Origin of the sequence: Massilia rubra (assembly GCF_011682065.1) — a bacterium.
In the GTDB taxonomy this organism is placed as follows: domain Bacteria; phylum Pseudomonadota; class Gammaproteobacteria; order Burkholderiales; family Burkholderiaceae_D; genus Telluria_A; species Telluria_A rubra.
In genome coordinates this window covers 78,154-102,404 of record NZ_VUYU01000001.1, presented here as the reverse complement: position 1 = coordinate 102,404, position 24,251 = coordinate 78,154, and the positions used below count along the sequence as shown (strand labels likewise).

22 protein-coding genes are annotated in these 24,251 nt (G+C 64.6%); 13 read left to right on the top strand and 9 right to left on the bottom strand.

Annotated features, from left to right (window positions below; all coding sequences use genetic code 11):
• Positions 1-120: 120 nt before the first annotated feature.
• The 3 genes from F0185_RS00480 (at position 121) to F0185_RS00470 (ending at position 5,028) form a co-directional block, all read left to right on the top strand.
• Positions 121-1,344: an efflux RND transporter periplasmic adaptor subunit gene (locus F0185_RS00480; protein ID WP_167220592.1), complete on the top strand. Its 1,224-nt coding sequence runs from the start codon at positions 121-123 to the stop codon at positions 1,342-1,344.
• Positions 1,345-1,348: 4 nt separating this feature from the next.
• On the top strand, positions 1,349-4,474 hold the full coding sequence (locus F0185_RS00475; RefSeq protein ID WP_167220590.1) for an efflux RND transporter permease subunit: 3,126 nt from the start codon (positions 1,349-1,351) through the stop codon (positions 4,472-4,474).
• Between the two features lie 95 nt (positions 4,475-4,569).
• Positions 4,570-5,028 carry a nuclear transport factor 2 family protein gene (locus F0185_RS00470; protein ID WP_167220588.1) on the top strand — a complete coding sequence of 153 codons (459 nt, stop codon included), beginning with the start codon at positions 4,570-4,572 and terminating at the stop codon, positions 5,026-5,028.
• A gap of 94 nt (positions 5,029-5,122) precedes the next feature.
• On the opposite strand, the gene F0185_RS00465 is transcribed toward F0185_RS00470, so the two are convergent.
• From F0185_RS00465 to F0185_RS00440, 6 genes are all read right to left on the bottom strand, one after another.
• Complete coding sequence (locus tag F0185_RS00465) at positions 5,123-5,287, bottom strand: hypothetical protein (protein WP_167220586.1); 165 nt, start codon at positions 5,285-5,287, stop codon at positions 5,123-5,125.
• 77 nt (positions 5,288-5,364) lie between these two features.
• Positions 5,365-6,270: a site-specific tyrosine recombinase XerD gene (gene xerD, locus F0185_RS00460; protein WP_167220584.1), complete on the bottom strand. Its 906-nt coding sequence runs from the start codon at positions 6,268-6,270 to the stop codon at positions 5,365-5,367.
• Complete coding sequence (locus tag F0185_RS00455) at positions 6,243-6,764, bottom strand: methylated-DNA--[protein]-cysteine S-methyltransferase (RefSeq protein ID WP_167220582.1); 522 nt, start codon at positions 6,762-6,764, stop codon at positions 6,243-6,245. Before F0185_RS00455 ends, xerD begins: the two co-directional genes overlap by 28 nt.
• 316 nt (positions 6,765-7,080) lie before the next feature.
• On the bottom strand, positions 7,081-8,361 hold the full coding sequence (locus F0185_RS00450) for a TRAP transporter large permease (RefSeq protein WP_167220580.1): 1,281 nt from the start codon (positions 8,359-8,361) through the stop codon (positions 7,081-7,083).
• On the bottom strand, positions 8,358-8,927 hold the full coding sequence (locus F0185_RS00445) for a TRAP transporter small permease (RefSeq protein ID WP_167220578.1): 570 nt from the start codon (positions 8,925-8,927) through the stop codon (positions 8,358-8,360). The genes F0185_RS00450 and F0185_RS00445 overlap by 4 nt, the downstream gene beginning before the upstream one ends.
• A 101-nt stretch (positions 8,928-9,028) precedes the next feature.
• Positions 9,029-10,021 (bottom strand): TRAP transporter substrate-binding protein, encoded by a 993-nt coding sequence (locus tag F0185_RS00440; RefSeq protein ID WP_167220577.1) that lies wholly within the window; start codon positions 10,019-10,021, stop codon positions 9,029-9,031.
• A gap of 126 nt (positions 10,022-10,147) precedes the next feature.
• Here F0185_RS00440 and F0185_RS00435 point away from each other — a divergent pair, with 126 nt between their 5' ends.
• The 4 genes from F0185_RS00435 (at position 10,148) to F0185_RS00420 (ending at position 13,741) form a co-directional block, all read left to right on the top strand.
• Entirely contained in the window at positions 10,148-12,136 is a 1,989-nt protein-coding gene (locus F0185_RS00435) for a sensor histidine kinase (protein WP_167221284.1), read from the top strand.
• Between the two features lie 25 nt (positions 12,137-12,161).
• Positions 12,162-12,746 carry a response regulator transcription factor gene (locus tag F0185_RS00430; RefSeq protein ID WP_167220575.1) on the top strand — a complete coding sequence of 195 codons (585 nt, stop codon included), beginning with the start codon at positions 12,162-12,164 and terminating at the stop codon, positions 12,744-12,746.
• Positions 12,747-12,865: 119 nt separating this feature from the next.
• The gene (locus F0185_RS00425) at positions 12,866-13,333 is read left to right on the top strand and encodes a DUF2061 domain-containing protein (RefSeq protein ID WP_167220573.1); all 468 of its coding nucleotides are present in this window, start codon (positions 12,866-12,868) and stop codon (positions 13,331-13,333) included.
• Between the two features lie 60 nt (positions 13,334-13,393).
• Positions 13,394-13,741: a DUF3052 family protein gene (locus tag F0185_RS00420; protein WP_229476647.1), complete on the top strand. Its 348-nt coding sequence runs from the start codon at positions 13,394-13,396 to the stop codon at positions 13,739-13,741.
• 273 nt (positions 13,742-14,014) lie between these two features.
• On the opposite strand, the gene queG is transcribed toward F0185_RS00420, so the two are convergent.
• A complete protein-coding gene (queG, locus tag F0185_RS00415) occupies positions 14,015-15,109 on the bottom strand; it encodes a tRNA epoxyqueuosine(34) reductase QueG (RefSeq protein ID WP_167220569.1) in 1,095 nt (364 codons plus the stop codon).
• A gap of 55 nt (positions 15,110-15,164) precedes the next feature.
• Here queG and tsaE point away from each other — a divergent pair, with 55 nt between their 5' ends.
• The 3 genes from tsaE to F0185_RS00400 are packed head-to-tail and all read left to right on the top strand — an operon-like array spanning position 15,165 to position 17,940.
• Positions 15,165-15,650: a tRNA (adenosine(37)-N6)-threonylcarbamoyltransferase complex ATPase subunit type 1 TsaE gene (tsaE, locus tag F0185_RS00410; RefSeq protein ID WP_167220567.1), complete on the top strand. Its 486-nt coding sequence runs from the start codon at positions 15,165-15,167 to the stop codon at positions 15,648-15,650.
• Entirely contained in the window at positions 15,650-17,137 is a 1,488-nt protein-coding gene (locus F0185_RS00405; protein ID WP_229476645.1) for an N-acetylmuramoyl-L-alanine amidase, read from the top strand. Before tsaE ends, F0185_RS00405 begins: the two co-directional genes overlap by 1 nt.
• A complete protein-coding gene (locus F0185_RS00400; protein ID WP_229476643.1) occupies positions 17,134-17,940 on the top strand; it encodes a D-hexose-6-phosphate mutarotase in 807 nt (268 codons plus the stop codon). Before F0185_RS00405 ends, F0185_RS00400 begins: the two co-directional genes overlap by 4 nt.
• 4 nt (positions 17,941-17,944) lie before the next feature.
• On the opposite strand, the gene F0185_RS00395 is transcribed toward F0185_RS00400, so the two are convergent.
• Both F0185_RS00395 and F0185_RS00390 read right to left on the bottom strand, forming a co-directional pair.
• Positions 17,945-19,006: a carbonic anhydrase gene (locus F0185_RS00395; protein WP_167220556.1), complete on the bottom strand. Its 1,062-nt coding sequence runs from the start codon at positions 19,004-19,006 to the stop codon at positions 17,945-17,947.
• Positions 19,007-19,115: 109 nt separating this feature from the next.
• Positions 19,116-19,760, bottom strand: coding sequence for a VTT domain-containing protein (locus F0185_RS00390; protein WP_167220554.1), 645 nt, complete (start codon positions 19,758-19,760; stop codon positions 19,116-19,118).
• A 184-nt stretch (positions 19,761-19,944) separates the two neighbouring features.
• Between F0185_RS00390 and F0185_RS00385 the strand changes: the two genes are divergently transcribed.
• The 3 genes from F0185_RS00385 (at position 19,945) to F0185_RS00375 (ending at position 24,241) form a co-directional block, all read left to right on the top strand.
• The gene (locus F0185_RS00385) at positions 19,945-20,877 is read left to right on the top strand and encodes a peptidylprolyl isomerase (protein WP_167220552.1); all 933 of its coding nucleotides are present in this window, start codon (positions 19,945-19,947) and stop codon (positions 20,875-20,877) included.
• A 272-nt stretch (positions 20,878-21,149) separates the two neighbouring features.
• Positions 21,150-23,018, top strand: a complete 1,869-nt coding sequence (gene mutL / locus F0185_RS00380) for a DNA mismatch repair endonuclease MutL (RefSeq protein ID WP_167220550.1) — start codon at positions 21,150-21,152, stop codon at positions 23,016-23,018.
• Entirely contained in the window at positions 23,015-24,241 is a 1,227-nt protein-coding gene (locus F0185_RS00375; RefSeq protein ID WP_167220548.1) for a multidrug effflux MFS transporter, read from the top strand. Before mutL ends, F0185_RS00375 begins: the two co-directional genes overlap by 4 nt.
• The last annotated feature ends 10 nt before the right edge of the window (positions 24,242-24,251 follow it).

The following is a 24,251-nucleotide window of genomic DNA, read 5'->3' as shown; positions in this document are numbered from 1 at the left end:
GGCGCGCATTTTCTATAGTGACAACATGCGCACCTGCCTCCATCCTGCACCCAGGACGGAGCGGCGGCGCTCCCGAATCGCCTCCAGCCACCCGTCCGACCAGAAGAAGACCAAGCCACCATGAAACTCGAGACCTTGCCCAGCGCGCCGGCCCAGATTCCCCTTCGCAAGCCACGCTGGCGCGCCCCCGCGCTCGGCGTACTGGTCGTCGCCGCCAGCGCCGGCGCCTGGTTCGCCCTGGCCGGCCCCAAGCCGGCCGAGGCGACTGAAAAACCGGCCGCCAAGGCGCCACCGGTGTACGAGCTGGCGCGCGCCGACGTAACGGCGGTCGCTAGCGCCGCCCTGAGCGTGAACATGCCGCTGTCCGGCTCGCTGGCGCCGCTGACCCAGGCCACCGTCAAGTCCAAGGTCTCCGGCCAAGTGCTGGAAACGACCGTGCAGGAAGGCATGAACGTGGCCGCCGGGCAGGTCCTGGCGCGCCTCGACCAGGCCGACCAGAAAGCGCGCCTGGCGCAGCAGCAAGCCGCGCTCGACGAGGCCAGCGCGCGCCTGTCGATGGCCACCAAGAACAATGCCAACAGCGGCGCTTTGCTGGCGCAAAAATACATTTCGCAAAACGCGTACGACACCACCGACAACAGCGTGGCGCTGGCGCGCGCCAGCGTGCGCGCGGCCCAGGCCCAGGTCGACCTGGCGCGCATCGCCTTGAACGACACGGTCATCCGCGCGCCGCTGGCCGGGGTGGTCAGCAAGCGCCACGTGCAGGCCGGCGACAAGCTCTCGCCCGACATGCCGGCGTTTTCCATCGTCAACCTGCGCCAATTGACGCTCGAGGCGCAGGTGCCGGCCTCCGACATTCCGCGCGTAAAAATCGGCCATGAAGTGAACTTCCGGGTCGACGGCTACCCGGCCCGCACCTTTGCCGGCAAGGTGACGCGCATTAACCCGACCACCGAAACCGGTTCGCGCGCGATGCTGGTCTATATCAGTGTCGACAATGCCGATAGCGCCCTGCGCGGCGGCATGTTCGCCAAGGGATCGATCACCACGCAAAAGTCGGCCGTGCGCCCGCTGCTGCCGTTCGCGGCCCTGCGCAAGGACAAGGAGAAGGACGTGGTCTACGTCGTCGAAGCCGGCAAGGTGGTCTCGCGCCCGGTCACCCTGGGCCTGCGCAACGAAGATGAAGGCATGGTCGAAGTGACCGAAGGCATCGAACCGGGCGCGCGCGTGATCACCGCCAGGCTGGACGCGGTCAAGCCGGGCAGCCAGGTCAAGCTCAGCGAGCCGGCCGCCACCGCCGCCGCCAACACGGCGCCAGCGGCCCCCGCCGCCCCGAAAGGCTGACACCATGTGGATCACAACAACCAGTATCAAGAATCCGGTGTTCGCCACCATGGTCATGGTGGCGCTGGTCGTGCTCGGCCTGTTCTCGTACCGTCGGCTGGGCGTGGAAAGCATGCCCAATGTCGCCATTCCGGTGGCCTACGTGCAGGTCAACTACCCCGGCGCCTCGCCCGAACAGGTCGAGAACGACATCACCCGCCCGCTCGAAGACGCCATCAACACCGTCAGCGGCGTGAAGAAAATCCGCAGCAATTCCTGGGAAGGCCGGGCCGGGGTGCAGGTCGAATTCCACCTGTCGACCAATATGGACAAGGCCATGACCGACATGCGCGACAAGATCGGGCTGGCGCGCCCCGGCTTTCCGAAGGAAGCCAAGGAACCGTTCATCGCCCGTGAAGAAGGCGACAACAGCCGCGCCATCGTCGAACTGTCGCTCATGTCCGACACCCGCAAGCTGCGCGAACTGTCGACCCTGACCGAGCAGGTCATCACCAAGCGCCTGCAAGGCGTGGCGGGCGTGGGCCAGGTGCGCGTGCACGGCACCACCAACCGCCAGATCCTGGTGCACATCCGGCCCGATGGCCTGACCAGCCAGAACATCGGCGTGGACGAAGTGCTGCGCGCGATCCAGAGCACCAACACCAATCTGCCGGCCGGCAATATCGCCTACGGCGCGGCCGAACGGCTGGTGCGCATCGAAGGCAAGATCAAGGATGCGCGCGGTTTCAACAAGATCATCGTGGCGCGCCGCGCCAGCGGCCCGGTGTACCTCGACCAGGTGGCCGACGTGATCGACGGCGAGCAGGAAGAAACTTCGATCTCGCGCATCAACGGCAAGCGCGCCATCACGCTCGAAGTGACCAAGATCCAGGACGCCAACGTGGTCGAAGTGGGCACCGCGGTCAAGAAGGCGGTGACGGCGCTCGGCGCCACCTTGCCGGCCGATATACACCTTAACATCGTCGAAGACCAGTCCGACCGCGTGCAAAAGCAGCTCGACAACGTCAAGCGCACCATCATGGAAGGCGCGCTGCTGACCATGCTGATCGTGTTCCTGTTCCTGCACTCGTGGCGCAGCACCATCATCACCGGGTTGACGTTGCCGATTTCGGTGATGGCCAGCTTCATCGCCATGAAGTTCTTCGGTTTCACGCTCAACTTTCTCACGCTGATGGCGCTGTCGCTGTGCATCGGCCTGTTGATCGACGACGCCATCGTGGTGCGCGAAAACATCGTGCGCCACCTCGGCATGGGCAAGAGCCACCACCAGGCCGCCAACGACGGCACCAACGAAATCGGGCTGGCGGTGATGGCCACCACGTTTGCGATCGTGGCCGTGTTCGTGCCGGTCGCTTTCATGGAAGGCATCATCGGGCGCTTCTTCCTGCAGTTCGGGATCACGGTGGCGGTGGCGGTGATGGTGTCGCTGTTCGTCAGCTTCACGCTCGACCCGATGCTCTCGTCGGTGTGGCGCGACCCGGTCAAGGACCGGTTCAAGTACCTGCCCTGGCTCGGGCGCGGCATGGAGAGAATCGAGCATGGCATCGAACGCCTGCACCTCTGGTACGGCAAGGTGCTGGAACTGGCGCTGCGCTGGCGCAAGGCCACCCTGGCGCTGGCCGCCGCCCTGTTCGTCGGCAGCTTGGCCCTGATGCCGCTGATCGGCGGCGAGATGTTCCCCGAAACCGACGACGGCTATATCCACATGGAATTCAAGGCCCCGGTCGGGTCGAGCCTGGAATACACCGACCAGAAGATGCAGCAGGTCGAAGCGGCGCTCAAGGAGTTCAAGGACATCGACAGCGCGATCACCACCGTGGGCACCGACAACGGGCGCCACACGGCCCAGATGAACCTGAAACTGACCGACCGGAACAAGAACAAGCGGCGCTCGCAGAAGGAAGTCGAACGCCTGATCCGCGAGCGCCTGCAAGCGGTCGCCGGGATCACCATGTCGGTCGGCTGGAAGCCGATCTTCATCGCGATCCTGGGCCAGGATGAAGCCAATCTCGACGCCGTGGCGCACCAGTTGATGGACAAGATGCGCGCCATTAAGGGCATCGCCGACCTGGAATACAGCCAGGAAGGCGCCAACCCGGCCACCATCGTCAAGATCAACAACGAGCTGGCCAGCGACCTGGGGCTGTCGACCCAGCAGATCGGGCTGGCGCTGCGACCCTTCGTGGCGGGCGACCAGATCAGCCGCTGGCTGGCGCCGGACGGACAGAATTACGACGTCAATGTGCAGCTGCCCAAGTCGGGGCGCCAGAAGGTGGCCGACCTGGCCGACCTGTCGGTGGCCTCGACCAAGCGCGATGCCGATGGCAATCCGGTAATGGTGCCGCTGCGCCAGGTGGTCGAATTCGTGCCTTCGACCAGCCCGCAGGTGCTCAAGCGCCAGGCGCTGGAACGGCGGGTGGCGATCTACGCCAGCGCCGAAGGGCGTCCGACCGGCGACGTGGACGGCGACGTCAAGCTGGCCATGAAGAGCATCACGCTGCCCGACGGCGTGCGTTTCGACGTCGGCGGCGACGCCGAGCAGATGGCCGAAACCATGGGCGCGGCCGGCGCGGCGCTGGGGATCGCGGTGATCTTCATTTACCTGGTGCTGGCCTCGCAGTTCGGCAGCTTCCTGCAGCCGATCGCGATCATGGTGTCGCTGCCCTTGTCGATGATCGGGGTGCTGATTGCCCTGCTGGTGACGGGCAGCACCTTGAATATTTTCTCGGTGATCGGTATCGTGATGCTGATGGGGCTGGTGACCAAGAACGCGATTTTGCTGGTCGACTTCACCAATCACGGCCAGCGAGAGGGCAAGAACCAGCACGATGCGATCCTGGAAGCGGGGCAGGTGCGCCTGCGGCCAATTTTGATGACGACCCTGGCGATGATCTTCGGGATGCTGCCGATGGCGATCGGCATGGGCGACGGCGGCGAATCGCAGGCGCCGATGGGACGCGCGGTGATCGGCGGGGTGATTACCTCAACCCTGCTGACTTTGGTGGTGGTGCCGGTGGCGTACACCTACCTCGACAGCCTGGGCAAGCGCGCGGCGCGCTGGTTCAAGGGTGATCAACAGGACGAGCATGAGGGCCAGCATGAAGAAGACAAGGTCGCGGTCGGCGTTTGAGCAGCCGCGCCATTTTTGAATCGCAACAAGCGTCGATGGCATGGGAACCGGTCCGAGCTTCCCATGCGCATCCCGCCCACAACCGAAGGATACACATGCAACGCTCTTTACTGTTTCTGCTGTGCGCCACAGCGCCGCTGATGGCGCAGGCGGCCGATGCCACCGATAATGCCTTGATCGAGCGCGCGGTACGCGACTATATCGAGTCGCAACACAAGGTCGATCCGGCGCGCATGGAACGCGGCCTCGATCCCAAGCTCGCCAAGCGCACCTACTGGCAGGCGGCCGACGGCACGGAATTCATCATGCAGACCGATTTCGACGCCATGGTCAAGGTCGCCAGGACCTACAACCGGGACGGTACAAAATTTCCGGCGCAGCCGCGGGTGGACATCAAGATCCTCGATGTCGACCAGCGTGTGGCAACCGTCAAGCTGAGCGCCGACGAGTGGATCGACTATATGCACCTGTACAAGAACCAGCGCAGCGAGTGGAAGATCGTCAATGTGCTCTGGCAGTACCATGACACCACGCGCCAGGTGAACAAAAAGTAGGTTTGCCGATCGCTTGCTTGCGCAAGGCCGGCTGCCGGTTCCGGCGCGAACCTGGCCGCGCCTGCCTGCGCCAGTGGCCGGGAGGACGCCTTGCCTATTCGGGCTTCGCTTCCTCGGTGTCATCCTCATCGGCCGCCTCATTGTCTTCACCGCCAGGCGTCGTTTTGGCTTCCAGCTTGCGCTTGGCCTTCTCGTCCGCCTTTTTCTTTTTCTCTAATTCCCTCTGCCGCTTTTCGTACTGGAAATTAGTTTTAGCCATGGATCACCTCTTGGGTTATAAAAGAAAGGGGGGTAGTAAGACAGCATTATGACGCAGTTATGCGTTCGGCATTTGAATTAACCACGTGGGTGATGCTCGGCGTGCAGTCGCTTCATGCGCTCGCGCGCAACATGGGTGTAAATCTGGGTCGTCGAAATATCGGCATGTCCCAGCAGAAGTTGCACAACGCGCAAGTCGGCCCCGTGATTGAGCAAATGCGTGGCGAACGCGTGGCGCAAGGTGTGCGGCGACAAGGGCGCCGTGATGCCCGCCGTGCCCGCATGCTTCTTGATCAGGATCCAGAACATCTGGCGCGTCATCGGTCCCCCGCGCCCGGTCACGAACAGCGCATCGTCCACCTGGCCGTTCAGGATGACGCCACGCGCTTCTTTCAGGTAGCGGTCGATCCACCGGCGCGCTTCCTGGCCAAACGGCACCAGCCGCGTTTTACTGCCCTTGCCGGTGATGCGCAGCACGCCATCGTTCAGGCTCAGCTCCATCATTTTCAAGGTCACCAGCTCCGACACCCGCAGGCCGCTCGCATACATCACTTCGAGCATGGTGCGCTCGCGCAGTCCGAGCGGCGTGCTCACGTCGGGCGCCTGCAGCAAGGCTTCCACCTGCGCTTCGGTCAGGGTATGCACGAAACGCTGCGGCTGCTTTGCCGACGCCATCTGCAAACACGGATCGGCCGTGACGTCCTTGTTGCGCAGCGCCAGTTGGTAAAAGCGCTTGAGCACCGACAGGCGCCGGTTGGCCGTGCTCGGCTTGGACTCGGCATGGCGGTCGGAAAAATACGCTTCCAGCTCGCCGGCGCCGACCGCGTGCAGGCTGGCCAGCGCCGGGCGTGTCACTTCGAGCCAGCGCGCGAACAGGCGCAGGTCGCGCCGGTAGGCGTCGATCGAATTCTTGGCCAGGCCCTGCTCGAGCCACAGCTGGTCGCAGAAGGCGTCGATCAGTTGAAGATTGATTGCTGTTGCCATGGTCCCTTGCCGGCCCCTTCGTGCGCGAGCAGCCAGCGCTTGACGCCCAGGTGGAAACCATTTTCATCGTCATGGTTCGAAAAGCCGCCCAGCCCGCCCGCGGCGGTGACCCGGTGGCACGGAATGATGATCGGAAACCAGTTGGCGCCGCACGCCTGCCCCACCGCGCGCGGGGCCGAGCCGATGTACTTGGCGACCTGGCCGTAGGTGCGCACGGTGCCGCGCGGGATTGACGCGATCGCTTCCCACACCTTGCGCTGGAAGACGCTGCCGGCGTCCAGCAACGGCAAACTGAAGCGGAAATCGGGATCGCGCAGGTATTGCCCGACCTGCTGCGCGGCCAGCGCGGCGACCGGGTCAAGCGCCTCTTTCGCACCGAAATGGGGCGGCAGGTACACCAGTTCGCGCACGCGGCCCGCGTCGGTGCGGATGCCGACCGCGCCGAAGGGCGCCTCCACGATGGCGGAAAAGATGTTCTCTGCTTGAGGGTTCATACACGAGAGTATATGCGCAGACGGCGTCAAACCAATCCGCCGCGCTTTCCGGCAGACGAAAAAAAACGCACCTCGCGGTGCGTTCCAAATTTTATTCACGTTCCCGGCTGTTTGGACATGCCAACAGCATTCTGTAAAACGCGTGTCTCCTCGATATTTCTCCGGTATGGACTACCGTTTCTTCTATCTTCCCACTCCCCCAACCTGCAATCCGTTCGCCCCCATCCGCACCAGTATGGTGCTGGATCGGTGCCCATCATAACTTATTTGATTTAAGAAAATGTGGCTTTTTTTTCACGGTGGGGGAAAATATATTTCACTTGTAAATTAAATTAGGCAGCCACAGCGAGATCTGTGGTACGTAGGTCACGATCACCAGGAAGCCGAGCATCGTCAACAGCCACGGCATCACCGCTACCGTCAACTCCGAAATGCCCATCTTGGTAATGCCCGAGGCCACGTACAGATTGAGCCCGACCGGTGGATGGCACATCCCCACTTCCATGTTGACGATGATCAAGATGCCGAAGTGCACCGGATCGATGCCCAGCTTCATCGCCACCGGGAACAGGATCGGCGCCATGATCAACACGATCGACGACGGTTCCATCACGTTGCCCGCCAACAGCAGCAAGATATTCACCACCAGCAAGAAGCTGACCACGCCGAGGCCCTGGCCGGTAATCCAGGCCGCCATCGCTTGCGGAATGCCTTCGCTGGTCATCAGGAAGGAGAACAGCATCGCGTTGGTGATGATGTACAGCAGCATGGCCGACATCGACGCCGAATCGAGCAGCACCTTGGCCACTTGCTTGAGCTTCAAGTCCTTGTAGACGAACACGGCGATGATGAAGGCGTACACCGCCGCCATCGCGGCCGCTTCGGTCGGGGTGAACTTGCCCGAATAAATCCCGCCCATCACGATGACAATCAGCAGCAAGCCCCAGGCGCTCTTGCGGAAGGCCAGCCAGCGCTCGCCCCAGCTCGCCTTCGGCATGCGCGGATAGTTATGCTTGCGCGCCAGGAACCAGGTGGTCAGGCCCAGCAGGCTGGCCAGCATGAGGCCCGGCACCACGCCGGCCATGAACAGCTGGCCGACCGAGGTATTGGTGGTGACCGAATACATCACCATCACGATCGATGGCGGAATCAAGATCCCGAGCGCGCCCGAGGTCGTGACGACGCCGGCGCCGAAGCCGCGCGGATAGCCCTGGCGCACCATGGCCGGCAGGATGATCGAGCCGATCGCCACCACCGTCGCCGGGCTGGAACCGGACACCGCCGCGAACAGCGCGCACGCCACCACGCCGGCCAGCGCCAGGCCGCCGTGCCAGTGGCCGACCATCGAGGTGGCGAAGTTGATCATGCGCCGCGCCACCCCGCCGTGCGTGAGGAAATTGCCGGCCAAAATGAAGAACGGAATCGCCATGATTTCGAACTTTTCGATGCCGGTAAACAGCTTGAGCGCGACCGACTGGATCGGCACGTCGGTCATGGTGAACAGGAAGGTCAGGACGGTCAGGCCGAGCGAGATCGAAATCGGCATGCCCGTGAGCATCAGGACGATCAGCAGGCTGAAGATGATGAGGGCGCTCATGCGGCACCGCCTTTCGCCGCGGCGATCTCGTCTTCCAGGCCTTCGACATGGCCGTGGTCATGCTTGGGCAGCTCGCCGGTGCGGATGAAATGCACGGCCACCTGGATGAAGCGGAAGCACATCAGGTAGGACCCGAGCGGCACCGCCAGGTACACCAGCCACATCGGCACTTCGAGGTCGGACGAGGTCTGGTCGGTGTGCGCCATGTGCCAGACGAAATTGGCGCCCAGGGTGCCGACGATGGCGGTAAAGGTCGCGCCGGCCAGGAGGCCGAACACGATGAACTTGTTGCGCCACGGGGTGTCCAGGCGGTTGATCAGCACATCGATGCCGACGTGGATGCCGGTGCGCACGCCGTAGGCCGCGCCGAACTTGGCCATCCAGACGAACATGTAGATGCACAGTTCCTGGGCCCAGCTGGTATTGATTTGAATCAGCCAGTCCTGCACCACGGGAATGGGCAGGCCGGACAGGTAGCGGTGGACCACCGCGACGAACACAACGAGCGTGGCTGCGCCCATCAGGCTCGCAATGATCCACTCTTCCAGATGGTCGAGAAATTTCATGTCGAATCCTTATGTTGAATCTGTAAATTAAGGAAAGGGGAATGGGGAAATGCGTGCGGGCGGGCGCCGCATGGCGCGGCGCCCGCCCGGGACCTGCGTGCTTACTTCGCTGCGGCGGCGGTCTTGTTGATCGAACCGATCAGCTCGGCGCCGATACGGCTTTCCATCTGTTTGTGCACTGGCAACAACACCTTGCGCCATTCGGCCTGTTCGGCGGCGGTTGGCGTGTAGATGGCGGTCTTGCCGGTTTTCTTGATCGCTTCCAGCGCCATGTCGTTATCGCGCTGGGCGATGGCTTTTTCGAACGTGGTGGCGTCGCGCATCGCGGTCGTCAGGCTGGTGCGTATATCGGCCGGCAAGCCATCCCAGAACTTCTTGTTGACGATGACGGCATAGCCCAGGTAGCCGTGGTTGGACAGGGTCACGTGCTTCTGCACTTCGTGCATTTTCTGGGTGAACATGTTCGACGGCGGATTCTCGGTGCCGTCGACCACGCCGGTCTGGAGCGCCTGGTACACCTCGGAGAAGGCCAGCACCTGCGGATTGGCGCCGAGTGCGCGCATCTGCGCGTCGAGCACCTTGGACGACTGGATGCGCAGCTTCTGGCCACGGAAATCGGCCGGCACGCGCAACTGCTTGTTGGCCGACATCACCTTGAAGCCGTTATCCCAGTACGCCAGGCCGGTAATGCCTTTTGGCTCGAGCTTTTGCAGCAAGCTCTTGCCGATCGGGCCTTCGGTCACGCTGTACAGCGCGGCCTTGGTCGGGAAAATGTATGGCAGGTCGAACGCTTCGAATTCTTTCACGCCCAGCGGACCGAACTTGGCCAGCGAGGGAGCCAGCATCTGCACCGCGCCCAGTTGCAGGGCTTCGAGCTCTTCCTTGTCCTTGTAGAGCTGGCTGTTCGGGTAGACTTCCACCTTGACGCGGCCCTTGGTGGCTTTCTCGGCCAACTCCTTGAAGCGCTCGGCGGCCTGGCCTTTGGGGGTATCGGTTGCCACGACATGGCTGAACTTGATCACGATCGGCGCTTGCGCCCATGCATTCAAACTGAGTGTGGCGGCGAGCGCGACGACGAACGACTTCATTTTCATACTTATCTCCATATTTACGAAAACCAACGTTTCTTGACCGCAATGCGGAATCCCGACCTACATTCTGCACTGCAACAGTGGATATCCACAATAGCCAGGACCGACTATTACGGACAAGGTGTGATGATGACTTCAACCGCGCGGCCCGCAAGGCCTCCCTTTGTACTTGGCGGCCCCTGGCGCTGGCTGTTGCCGGTACTGTTGGTACTGTTGTTTTTAGCGGTACTGTTCTGGCTGCCGTGGCAGGCGCGCCAGATGGAAACCACCGAACGCCAGGAACAATTGATTGCCGACACACTGTGGGTCGAGCAAACCATCCGTTTCGAGCTGACCCGCAACGAAGAAGCGCTGGCCGCGCTCGGCGCCGAACTGGCCGAGGGCAAGCTGGCCGCAGCCGCGCTGCAGGCGCGCCTGGCCCAGATGCTCAAGCTCAGCCACGAGCTCGAGCAGGTGCGCTGGTTCGACCCTGGCCTGCGCCTGCAGGCGGCCAGCGCCGCGCCCGGCGCGCCGGCCCTGCGCGCGCCGGCCCGGGACGCCGCCGAGATGGCGCGCGCCGGGCGCCTCGGGCGCTACGCCGAACCGTACGCCGGCGCCCTGCCCGGCCAGCACCTGCTCGACTACCACCTGCCGCTGTTTCGCGACGGCGCCTACGTGGGCAGCCTGGTGGCCACGGTCGACCTGAAAATCCTGCTCGACGAAACCGTGCCCTGGTGGTTCGCGCAGGATAACGCCATTTCCCTGGTCGACCGCGACGACGGCGTGCTGGCCAAGCGCGCCGCCGCCGGTCCCGGGCGCGGCGTGTACACCCACAAACGCGCGCTCGACCTGACCGGCGCCACGCTCATGCTGGCCACCGACAGCGTCAAGAGCGAACCGCGCCTGCTGCCCAATCTGCTGGTCGGCTCGGTGGTGCTGCTGGCGCTGGGCCTGTTGGCCAGCCTGATGGCGCTGTGGCGCCACATCGCGCGCCGCCTGGCGGCCGAAGGCGCGTTGCGCCAGCAGATGGCGTTTCGCACCGCCATGGAAAATTCGCTGGTCACCGGCCTGCGCGCGCGCGACCTGGAAGGCCGGGTCACCTACGTCAACCCGGCGTTTTGCAAGATGGTCGGCTTGCCGGCCGAGGAACTGCTGGGCAAGACCCCGCCCATGCCCTACTGGGCGCCGGAAGCGATGGCGGTCTACCAGCAGCGCTTCGCCGCCGTGCTGGCGGGCGAGGCGACCGAGCAGTTCGAAACCATCTTCCAGCGCAGCGACGGCGTGCGCGTGCCGGTGCTCATTTTCGAAGCGCCGCTGGTCGACAGCGAGGCGCGCCAGACCGGCTGGATGAGTTCGATTCTCGATATATCGGACCTGAAACGCGTCGAGGAACTCAACCGCCAGCAGCAGGAAAAATTGCAGGCCAGCGCGCGCCTGGCCACCATGGGCGAGATTTCCTCGATGCTGGCGCACGAGCTGAACCAGCCGCTGGCGGCCATCGCCAGCTACACCACCGGCGCCCTGAACGTGCTGGGACGGGCCAGCGCCCAAGGACAAAGCGTCGACGCCGGCCTGTTGCAGCCGGCCCTGGAACAGGCCAGCCTGCAAGCCCAGCGCGCCGGCCAGATCATCCGCAGCGTCCACGAGTTCGTCAAAAAGCGCGAACCGCAGCGCCAGCGGATCGGCGTGCATGCCCTGGTCGACGGCATTTACGCCCTGATCGAACTGCAGGCGCGCAAGTTCTACGTCATGGTCGAGACCAGCATCGCGCCCGACCTGCCGTGCGTGAGCGCCGACCGCATGATGCTCGAGCAAGTCTTGCTGAACCTGACGCGCAACGGCATCGAAGCCATGCAAGACATCGCTCCCGGCCGGCGCCTGCTGCGCATCGCCGCCAGTTGCGAGCACGGCCAGGTGTGCGTGGCCGTGATCGACCAGGGCCACGGGATTGCGCCGGAGGTGGCCGCACGCCTGTTTTCGCCCTTCTTCTCGACCAAGGCCGAAGGCATGGGGATGGGCTTGTCGGTGTGCCGCAGCGCCGTCGAATTCCACGGCGGCAGCCTGAAACACGCCGCCAATCCGGACGGCGGCACCATCTTCAGCTTCAGCTTGCCGGCGCAAGCGGCCCCGCTGGGGTAGACTACGCGAAAAACCGGAGACTCCCATGTTGCATATCGTCGATGACGAGGACGTTCTGCGCGACTCGCTCGTCTGGCTGGCGCGCTCGCGCGGTATCGAAGCTTGCGGGCACGCCAGCGCCCAACTTTTTCTTGATCAAGCCGCGGCCCGCTTCGACGCCCACGGCGACTGCCTGCTGCTCGACGTGCGCATGCCCGACATCAACGGCGTGGCCGTATTCGACCAGTTGATCGCGCGCGGCCTGACCGCGCGCCTGCCCGTCATCTTCCTGACCGGCCACGGCGACGTGCCGATGGCGGTCGACAGCCTCAAGCGCGGCGCCTTCGACTTCTTCGAAAAACCGTTCGACGGCAACCGCCTGATGGACCGGGTGGAACAAGCGCTGGCCCTGTCGCGCCAGGCCGGCGCCGGCGCGCTGGTGCAGGCGCGCCTGGCCAGCCTGTCGGCGCGCGAACGCGAAGTGCTCGACCTGATCCTGGCCGGCAAGATGAACAAGGTCGTCGCCGACCAGCTCGGCATCAGCATGCGCACGGTGGAAGTGCACCGCGCCCACATCTTCGACAAGATGCAGGTCAAAACCGCGGTCGAGCTGGCAGGCTTGCTGAAATAGGCCATCAGGACGCGCCGGCATAGCCTCACGCTATGGCCCCGAGTGACACAATTGACTGTCTTTTCTAAATGCGAACGATTATCATTTACTGATCGAGCACGCATTCGAAGGACAGCATCATGGTCAGGGCCGCCGCACAAACCACCAGCAGGATCGCCACCCACATGGTCATCGCCTTCGCGCTGACCTGGCTGATGACCGGCTCGCTCGCGCTGGGCGGCCTGGCCGCCGTGATCGAGCCGATCCTCAACGTGGCCTTGCTGCCGCTGCACGAGAAAGCCTGGCACGCCTTGGGCCAGCTGGCGCGCACCGCGCGCGGGCGGATGCTGGCGCTGGGCCTGGAAAAGCTCAGCCAGACCGGCTTGCACATTGCGGTGGCGTTCGGCGTGATGGCCTGGGCCAGCGGCTCGCTCGCCTTTGGCGGCCTGGCCGCGCTGATCGAACCGGTGCTCAACGTCATCGTCCTGCCCTGGCACGACCGCCTGTGGGACCGCTGCGGCAAAGGTGTCCGCATAGAAACCGAACAACATAATCAAAATGAAAATGAACGCAATGGTGCGTACCCCGGTCAAACACTGGTAGCATAATTTCGCTTCCTAATTCAATCTGGGTACGATCCGATGAGTGAAAAGACGATAGCCGACAAGATGTACCTGAAGACTGCCAGGTCGCTGGCGGTGTTCAATGGCGCGGTCCATCCGGCCATGATGGAACAGTTGCCGAAGAGCTTGATCAACGAGGAAGAAGGGCCGGCCGACGTGGTGCTGGTCTTCGCGCTGAACCAGGCTGAGCTTGAAAAATGGTTCCCTGCCGCCTTGCGGCGGCTGGGCGAGAAGGGGTCCTTATGGGTGGCTTACCTCAAGCCGAGCGCGCCCAAGGCCACCGACCTCACGCGCGACACCATTTTTGCGTGGGCCAAGGAACGCGGGGTGACGGGCGTGGCGATGGCGTCGATGGACAGCGACTGGTCGGCGGTGCGCTTGAAGCGCTTGTAGGGAGCAGAATTTGACAGGGTTGTATCGTTACATTCCAAACCGTCGTTCCCGCTCAGGAGGCTGTCTCAAAAGGGACGCGTTCAACGACTACCACCTCCAGCACCGTCATTCCCGCGCAGGCGGGAATCCCATTCCGTGGCATAGCAGCGAACTTGGATTCCCGCCTGCGCGGGAATGACGGATAAGAGTCTACCGCCTAGCGGTGATTTTAGCGTTTTGAGACAGCCTCTCAGGCGGGAAGTCGTTGCTGGCAGTGCCAGGAACGGCGGGGGGCTATTGAGCATGCCGCCCCAGCGCCCACGCCACATGCTCGCGCACCATCGGCGAGTCATGGTCCGCGCGCGTCCGCAAGGCCGCCACGATGGCGGCATCGCCCTTGCGCCCCTCGGCGGCATTGCCCAGGCCCACCGCCAGGTTGCGCAGCCAGCGCTCGTGCCCGATGCGCCGGATCGGACTGCCCTCCAGCCTGCGCCCGAACTCTTCCTCGCTCCAGGCGAACAAACTGACCATATCGGCACTGCCGAGCGCATTGCGTTCATCAAAATCGGGCACCACCGCCTTTTGCGCGAACTTATTCCACGGGCACGCGGTCTGACAATCATCGCAGCCATACACCCGGTTGCCGATCAGCGCCCGCAGCTCTTCCGGGATGCTGCTTTTTAACTCAATGGTCAGGTACGAAATGCAGCGGCGCGCATCGAGCCGCCCGGGCGCCAAAATCGCCTGGGTCGGGCAGGCTGTGATGCACGCGCTGCACTGGCCGCAATGGGCGCTGGCCGGCGCATCGACCGGCAACGCCACGTCCACCAGGATTTCGCCAATGAAAAACATCGACCCCGCATCACGATTCAGGATCAAGGTGTGCTTGCCGCGCCAGCCGATGCCGGCTTTTTCGGCCAGCGGCAGCTCCATCACCGGCGCCGAATCGGTAAACACCCGAAAACCCAGTTGCCCGGTCTCGCGCTCGATGCGCTCGGCCAGTTGCTGCAAGCGGCTGCGCAACACCTTATGGTAATCGCGGCCGCGCGCATAGATCGAAATGACGGCCGCGCCAGGGTCGCGCAGGCGCGCCGCCTCGCGCTCGCGCCAGTCGTCCGGCGTGGCGGGCGGCAAATAATCCATGCGCGCACTGATGACCCGCACCGTGCCCGGCACCAGTTCGGCCGGACGGGCGCGCTTCATGCCATGGCTGGCCATGTAATCCATCTCGCCATGGCGGCCGGCGTCGAGCCAGGCTTGCAAGCCCGCTTCGGCCTGCGACAGGTCGGCGTCGCTGATGCGCACCTCGCCAAAGCCGAGCTCGCGGCCCCAGAGCTTGATGGACTGCGCTAAAGCGGACAGATCGGGTTGGTCAGGGGAAGAAAGCATGCTGGGCGGGAGTACAATCGAAGGCTGGCAAACATCACAGCGACTATTCTATTCCATGCAGCACTTCAAAGCCCACCTCCATGACGAAGCCGGCACCAACGCACTGGGCGCCGCACTGGCGCGCGCGCTGCTGCCGGGGCTGTCCATCCACCTGCATGGCGACCTCGGCGCCGGCAAGACCGCCCTCACCCGCGCGCTGCTGCACGCGGCCGGGCACGCCGGCAGCGTCAAGAGCCCGACCTACACCTTGTCCGAGCCGTACCGCATCGAACTGGCCGGGCGCGCCGTGAATGTCATCCATTTCGACCTGTACCGCATGGCCAGCGCCGAAGAATTCCTGGACGCCGGTTTCCGTGAAGAATTTAACGGTGACAACATTTGCATCGTCGAATGGCCCGAAAAAGCCGATCCGGTGCTGCCGCCCCCCGACCTGCGTGTATTCCTTCACGTTGCCGGGCTCGGCCGTGATGTAGAATTGCAAGCGTTGTCTGACCTGGGTTTGCTATGCCTCGACCGCCTTACATTCGCACCAAACCTTTGATGCCGGGAGCAATAAGCCGGCGCACCATCCTGAAAGCTGGCGGCACCCTGCTGCTTTCCGTCTTTCCCGTGCTGCCCGCTAGCGCCGCGCAAATTCTCGCGGTGCGTGTCTGGCCGGCCGCCGATTACACCCGCGTCACGCTCGAAAACGACAGCGACCTCAAAGTCACGCACTTCACCGTGCCCGACCCGCAGCGCCTCGTGGTCGACATCGAAGGACTCGAACTCAATCCGACCCTGAAAAGCCTGGTGGCCAAGATCCAGTCGGGCGACCCGTACATCAAGCAGGTGCGCGTGGGCCAGAACCGGCCCAACGTGGTGCGCCTGGTGTTCGACCTGAAAGAAGAAATCAAGCCGCAAGTGTTTACGCTCGCGCCCGTGGGCAACTACAAGCACCGCCTGATTTTCGACCTGTATCCGGTCAAGGCGGTCGACCCGATCGCGGCGATGATCGAAAAAGGCGAGTGGTCGCGCGCCGATGCGCCGCCCGGCAACCCTGAACTGCCGACGCCCGCGCCCAAGCCGCCGATCGCCGCGACGCCGCCGCCGGTGGCCGCCACGCCGCCTGCCGCCACGCCAGCGCTGCCAGCGGTGGTCACGCCGCCGGTGGTGGTGGTGGTGCCGCCCGCGCAGCAGCCGGCGCCGTTGCCGCCGGCCGGCCCGGTACTGGCCCAGCCGGCCGTGCCGACGCCCAAGCCCGAACTTCCCGACCCGGCCCCGATCCGTCCCGACCCGCCGCGCGTGGCCGCGCAAAAGAACGACAAAGGCGGCAAGGTGGTGCGCATGATGACCATCGCGCTCGACCCCGGCCACGGCGGCGAAGACCCGGGCGCGATCGGCGCCTCGGGCACGCGCGAAAAAGACATTGTGCTGGCCATCGCCAAGCGGCTCAAGTTCAAGCTGGAGGAGCAGCCCAACATGCGCGTCATGCTCACCCGCGACGGCGACTACTTCGTGCCGCTCGGCGTGCGCGTCGAAAAAGCGCGCAAGGTGCAGGCCGACCTGTTCGTCTCGATCCACGCCGACGCCTTCATGCTGCCGACCGCGCGCGGCTCATCGGTGTTCGTGCTGTCCGAAAAAGGCGCCACCTCGACCGCCGCGCGCTGGCTCGCCAACAAGGAAAACCTGGCCGACGCCATCGGCGGCGTGAACATCCAGAGCCACGACAAGCAGATCGCCAGCGTGCTGCTGGACCTGTCGACGACGGCCCAGATCAACGACTCCATGAAGCTCGGCAAAGCGGTGCTCGGCGAAATCAGCGGCATCGCCAAGCTGCACAAAGGCTCGGTCGAACAGGCCGGCTTCGCGGTGCTCAAGGCGCCCGACATCCCGTCGATCCTGATCGAGACGGCCTTCATTTCGAATCCCGAAGAAGAAGCCAAGCTGCGCGACAATGGCTACCAGGACCAGATCGCGGCCGCCATCACCAAGGGCATCAAGCGCTATTTCGCGGCCAATCCGCCGCTGGCCAAGGGCCGCCAAACATGAACGACTCCATGAACAACACCATCGAGATGGTCGACTACGGCCAACTGCCGGCCGTGCGCATCCGCGGCGCCGACGGCGCCCAGGCCATCGTCACCTTGTACGGCGCGCACCTGGTGTCGTGGCAGGGCGCCGATGGCGCCGAGCGCCTGTTCTGCAGCGCCGCATCCAGGCTTGACGGCAGCCGTCCGATTCGCGGCGGCGTGCCGGTGATCTTCCCACAGTTCGCCGAACGCGGCGCCGGCATGCGCCACGGCTTTGCGCGCGTGGCCACCTGGCGCTTGCAAGAGAGCGGCGCGGGCTTCGCCGTCTTCGCCCTGGCGCCTGGCGACCTGCCGCCCGCGCTGGCGCAAGCGTGGCCGCACGGCTTCGCCTTGACCTTGCGGGTGGATGTGAACGGCGGCGTGCTGGCGCTGGCGTTCGAGGTGAGCAACACGGGCGCCGATGCGTTTGCGTTTTCGGCCGCGCTGCACAGCTACTTTGCGGTCGGCGAGCTGGCGCGCGTGCGCATCGGCGGCGTGCAGGAAGGCGAGCTGCACATCGACGACAAGTTCGACCGCATCTACCAGGGCATCGAAGGCGGCATGCTGCTCACCGACGGCCACTCCACCCTGCGCCTTGCGCAAAGCGGCTTCACCGACGCGGTGGTGTGGAACCCGGGTGCGCTCGACGCGGCCGCGCTGGGCGACATGCTCGACGCCGAGTACCAGCGCTTCGTGTGCATCGAACCGGCCCTGATCGCACCGCTGACCCTGGCCCCGGGCGCGGCCTGGCGCGGCGCGCACACGGTGTGCATCGACCCATAAGAACTTAGTTCGATTCCTTGATCATGCGTCCCGAGCTGGCCTGGATCGGCCGGGCGTTGAGCGGATACATGCGCGAGAACAGCGCCATCTGGGCCGGCGAGGCCTGCATCGGCTGCTTCATCACGAGCCACAGCACGCCCTCGTTGCAGGGCGGCGTGGTGAGCGACCCCATGAAAGTGAAGTAATCGCGGCGCTGCGGCAGCATCTCGGCCACGTCCAGCACCACATTCGGATTGACGACGTCGAGCTTTTCGAGCGGCAGGTTGTTCCACACCGTCTGGATCATATTGTTCCCCTTGCCGCGTTCGAGCAGCACCGCCAGCACCGCCAGCTTGCCCTCCGGGTCTTTATGCACCATGTGCACCACCATCTCGAAACCCTTGCCGTTGACCCTTTCCTCGGACGGGCGATGGAAGTGAAACTGCAGCAGTTCGTACGAGCGGTTCTGCACCGTGATGAAATTGCCGCCGCCGACCGTCACCTGCACCGTGTGGCCGTTATCGACCACGTTGAAGCCCGTCGGCTTGTAATCGAAGGTGATCTGTTCGAGGTCGACCTTCATGCCATCGCGCAGGTCGATCGGCGACTGGCGCGTGCCGGTATCGCACTTGCTCCAGGCCGCGTTGATTTTGCCCCAGTTGGCCGGGCCGGTCTCGCCCTCGTACGACCAGTGGTCGCTGTGGAAGGGACGCGCCGGCGCCGGCTGGGTGATCGCGCTGACCGCTTCGCGGCGCGTCACGGATACCTTTTTCGCCTTGGCGGCGGCGGCCAGGCGGGCTGCCTGGTTGGCGCGCATGAGGGCCAGGCGCGCCGCGATCTTGGCCGACAGCTCGGCTTCGGCGTCCGCTTCGCTCAGGGCCTGGGCGGCGGCGGCCTTGGCCGACGGCGGCGCCGGCTTGGGCGTCTCGAGCGCCGCCAGTTTGACTGGCTCGGCCTTGGACGCGCCGGGCTTGGCGGCAGGGGCGGCAGGGGTGGCGGCAGCCGGTTTGGCGGCGGCGTGAGGATCGTTGGCGCTTGCCGTCGAGATGGCCAGCGTGCAAGCGAAGAGGGCGATCAAGTTGCGCATGATGTTCCAGAAAGTAAGAAATACAGTCTGGTTATCGGCGGGTATGCCCGGAAACTTGAGTCCACAAAGCAACATCGGCGCGAAAATGTCGCGCCGATGGGGGAAGTGCTTAACGGCTGAGCATCTTTCGACTGACTTTGTACACGCCGCCGAGCAGCAGCGGGATGATGGCCGCGCCCACGCCGAGCAGCACGATCAGGGTCAGGTTATCGCGCACGATAGGCATGTTGCCAAAGAAAAAGCCCGCCGTGACCAGGCTGACCACCCACAACAGCGCGCCGGTGATGTTATAGAGCTGGAAACGGGTATGTGTCATGTCCGACACGCCCGCCACGAACGGAGCGAAGGTGCGCACGACCGGCACGAAACGCGCCAGGATGATGGTCTTGCCGCCATGCTTTTCAAAGAAATCGTGGGTGCGGTGCAAGGCATCCTTGTTGAGCCAGCGGTAATTATGGGTAAATACGCGCTGCCCGATGGCTTCGCCGATCCAGTAATTGAGGGTGTTGCCGGTGACGGCGGCGGTGACCAGCAAGGCCGTCAAGATCCACGGGTCGAGCTGGCCGGTGGCGCAGGCTGCGCCCGCAATGAATAGAAGAGTATCGCCAGGAAAGAAGAACAACACCACCAGGCCGGTCTCGCAGAACACGATGGCAAACAGGACGGCGTACACATAGACGCCATATTGGGCCAGCAACACCCCCAGCGTCTTATCGACATGCAGAATCATGTCGAAGAATTGCATCAGATCCATAAATATCCTAAAAGGTAGCGCCGCATAATAACATCACTCGGAGTCAAAATTTGTATCCGCCACAGGGGGTCCCGCAAGAAAATTGCGCCGCGTCAGAAGTTTCCTGACCAGCTATCTTGCGGTTTACAATTGTGTCGAGCGGCGCAGCGGACGCCATGCGAGCCAACCGACCTGGAGACAACAGATGGATGTACAACACCGAATAAACAAGGCCGGCATCGTCGCGGCCGTGCTGGCCGGCGGCCTGGCGTTGCCCGCGCACGGCGCCGCGGTAGCCAGGGAACTGCCATCGAAGAACACCGTGGCCGACGTGATCAAGGCCTCGAAGCCATCGGACTGGCGCGCGCTCGATCCCGACAATACCCTATATATGGAGGTGCCTGGCGGACGGGTGGTCATCGAACTGGCGCCCACATTTGCTCCACAGCACGCCGTCAACATCAAAATGCTGGCCCGCGAGAACTACTTCGACGGCCTGGCGATCATCCGTTCGCAGGACAACTGGGTAGTGCAATGGGGCGACCCGGATGAAAAGAACCCGCGCCCGATGAAGGCCGCCAAGGCCACCTTGCCCGCCGAATTCACGGTCCCGATGAAAAACGACAGCCGTTTCACGCGCCTGCCGGACCGCGACGGCTATGCGCGGCAGGTAGGGCACTCGAACGGTTTCCCATCGGCGCGCGACCCGAAAACCGGCCAGGCCTGGCTGGCCCACTGCTACGGCATGGTTGGGGTGGGGCGCGACAATGGCGCCGACAGTGGCGGCGGCTCCTCCCTGTACGTGGTGATCGGGCACGCCCCGCGCCACCTGGACCGCAACATCACGGTGGTGGGGCGGGTGATTGCCGGCATGCCGCTGCTGTCGACGCTGCCGCGCGGGCCGGCGCCGATGGGTTTCTACGAAAAGAAAGAGCAGCACGTCCCGATCGCCTCGTTCAAGGTAGCGGCCGACGTGCCCGAGGCCGAGCGCAGCAAATGGGAAGTCATGCGCACCGACAGTGCCGCCTACAAAGCGGCGGTCGAAGCCCAGCGCAACCGCGGCGGCCCCTGGACCAAAGTCGCCGCCGGCCACATCGACCTCTGCAACGCCCCCATCCCCGTGCGCGAACAACAATAATCTCCACACCGAGGCCAGCCCCCCCGCCCAAGCTCCCCAACCGGGGTCTGACCTCTGATTCGAAACTTTTTATCTGGAAAACGCGTGACGGGCTCCCGTTTTGCAGCATCTACGCCACAAGTCGACAAACGCGTTCGCGCAGGTTGTAGAACAGCGCTCCGTTCACACTTCCCTGCCCGGGGTTTTACAATGTTTCGAATCAGAGGTCAGACCCCGGTGGGAAGTTGGGGGCGCGCTGCGGCATTCGCGGACACTGGGGATATAATTCGCGCATGAACGCTCCTATTTCCGCGCACCGCCCGATCCAGGCCCTCCCCGACCAGCTGATTTCGCAAATTGCCGCCGGCGAGGTGGTCGAGCGACCGTCCGCCGTGGTCAAGGAGTTGCTCGAAAACGCGCTCGACGCCGGCGCCACCCAGGTCACCGTGCGCCTGGAAGAAGGCGGCGTGAAACGCATCGCCATCACCGATAACGGCCGCGGCATCGCCCCCGACCAGCTACCGCTCGCCCTGGCCCGCCACGCCACGTCGAAAATCGCGTCCCTGACCGACCTGGAAAACGTGGCAACCCTCGGCTTTCGCGGCGAGGCGCTCGCTTCCATCGCGGCCGTGGCCGCCGTCTCGGTCACCTCGCGCACCGCCGACGCCCCGCACGCCTGGGAAATCGTCGGCTCCCATCTCGGCGCCGTCGCGCCAGCCTCCGGCGCGCACGGCACCACGATCGATGTCCAGGACCTGTACTTCAATACGCCGGCCCGGCGTAAATTCCTCAAGTCGGAACAGACCGAATACGGCCATTGCGCGGAAGTGGTGCGCCGCATCGCGCTGGCGCGCCCGGACGTGGCGTTTTCGCTGTCGCACAACGGCCGCACCATCGATCACTGGAACGTGAGCGAGATGGCGCGCCGCAGCGCTCATATCCTCGGCAACGACTTCGCCGAGGCGCGCCTGGCCATCGACGAAAACGCCGGCCCCCTGCGCGTGCACGGCTACGCCGGCCTTCCGACCGCCTCCAAGGCGCGCGCCGACGGCCAGTTCTTCTACGTGAACGGGCGCTATGTGCGCGACAAGCTGCTGGTGCACGCGGTGCGCGCCGCCTACCAGGACGTGCTGCATGGCGACCGCTTCCCGTCCTATGTGCTGGCGCTCGACCTCGACCCGGCGCTGGTCGATGTCAACGTGCATCCGTCGAAAATCGAGGTGCGTTTTCGCGACAGCCGCGCGGTGCACCAGTTTGTGTTCCACGCGGTGCAGCGCGCGCTGGCCAAAACCTCGGCCACGGACCACGGCAACGCGCCGGCGCCGCAGATGGCGGCCGAGGTGGGCGGCGTGTCGTCATGGCGCCGCGAACATGAGCAAACCAGTTTCGGCGCCCAGCTCTCGGCCACCTATTCGCCCTCGCCCTACCCGCCCGGCAGCCGCTACGACGGTCCCGGCGTGGCGCAGACCATGGACAGCTACGGCGCGCTGTTCGCTGCTTCGTCCAGCGCGGCCAGCGCCCCGGTCACGCCCTACACCGCGCCGACGCAGACGATGTCGAACGATGAATACCCGCTCGGCTTCGCCCTGGCCCAGCTGCACGGTATTTATATACTGGCCCAGAACACCAAGGGCCTGGTGCTGGTCGACATGCACGCCGCGCACGAACGGATTCTGTACGAGCAGCTGAAAAACGCGCTCGACGCGCAGGTCGGCGGCCAGGAGATGCAGGTCCAGGCCCTGCTGATCCCGGTCACCTTTTTCGCCGACGCGGTCGAAGTGGGCACCGCCCAGGAAAACCGCGACACCTTGCAGGCGCTCGGCTTCGACATCGCGGCGCTCTCGCCCACCACGCTGGCGGTGCGCTCGGTGCCGGCCCTGCTCAAGAACGCCGACGCGCAAACGCTGGCGCGCGACGTGCTGCGCGACGTGCGCGAATTCGGCGGCTCGCGCGTGCTGATCGAGCGCCGCAACGAGCTCCTTGGGACCCTGGCCTGCCACACGGCGGTGCGCGCCAACCGCATCCTGAACCAGCCCGAAATGAACGCCCTGCTGCGCCAGATGGAAAGCACAGAACGCGCCGACCAGTGCAACCACGGCCGCCCAACCTGGGTGCAGCTCGACATCTCCTCGCTCGACAAGCTGTTCCTGCGCGGTCAATGACGATGCGCCAGCCCGACACCATCGCTCCGCTGGCGCCGTACGCGCACGCGCCTGTTCTTCTGCTGATCATCGGCCTGCTGATGCTGCAGCCCCTGTCCACCGACTTGTACCTGGCGTCGCTCCCCAGCCTGGCCAGCGGCTTCGGCGCGCCCGCCGCCACCGTGCAACTGACCTTGTCGATGTTCGTGATCGGCTTCGGTGGCGCGCAGCTGATCGTCGGCCCGCTGTCGGACCGCTTCGGACGCCGCCCAGTGCTGATCTGGGGCCTGTCGCTGTACGTGGTGGCTAGCCTGCTGTGCGCGGCCGCACCCGATATCACCTTGCTGATCGTGGCGCGCTTCCTGCAGGCGCTGGGCTGCTGCTCGGGCGTGATCGTCGCGCGCGCGATCGTGCGCGACGCCTACCCGCCGGCCGACAGCGTGCGCGTGATCGCGCGCGCCAGCTCCTGGATTTCGCTCGCGCCGCTCACCGGGCCGATTCTCGGCTCCTACCTGCAGGTGGCCTTCGGCTGGCGCGCCGCCTTCGTGGCGCTGTCGGTCCTGTCGTTGCTGCTGCTGGCGGCGGTTGTGCTGCGCCTGCCAGAGACGAACATGCATAAAAACCCCAGGGCGACCGACTTGAGCGGCCTCGCGCAAAACTACCGGCTGGTGCTCGGTTCGCGCCAATTCTGGGCTCACGCACTGCCCGGCGCACTGTCGTTCGGATCGATCTTCGCCTTCATTTCCGGTTCCTCGCTGGTGCTGATCCGCGTGCTGGGCGTGCCGACCGAGTGGTTCGGCTACTGCTTCGCGATTGGCGTATCGGGCTACCTGGCCGGCACCATCGTGTGCCGCCGCCTGCTGCCTTTGTTCGGCGCAGCGGTCACGCTGCGCATCGGCAGCACCGTCTCGCTGGCCGCCGGCGCCGTGTTCCTGGCCGCCGTCGGCGCGGGACTGGCGCATTGGAGCGTGGTGGTGCTGTCCCTGTTCATGACGATGGGCGCGCACGGCGTCAATTTTCCGGTGTCGCAATCGGGTTCGGTCACGCCCTTCCCGCAGCAGGCCGGCACCGCCGCCGGCTTGATGGGGGCTTTATATATGTGCGTCGCGTTCGCGGTCGGCAGCGTGGTCGGCGCGAGCTTCGACGGCACGCTGTATCCGCTGGCGCTGGTATCGTGCGCGCTCGGCCTGGCCGTATTCGCGTCCGTGCGCCTGACCGCCACGCCACTGAGGGTCACGCAATGAAACCAAGGAT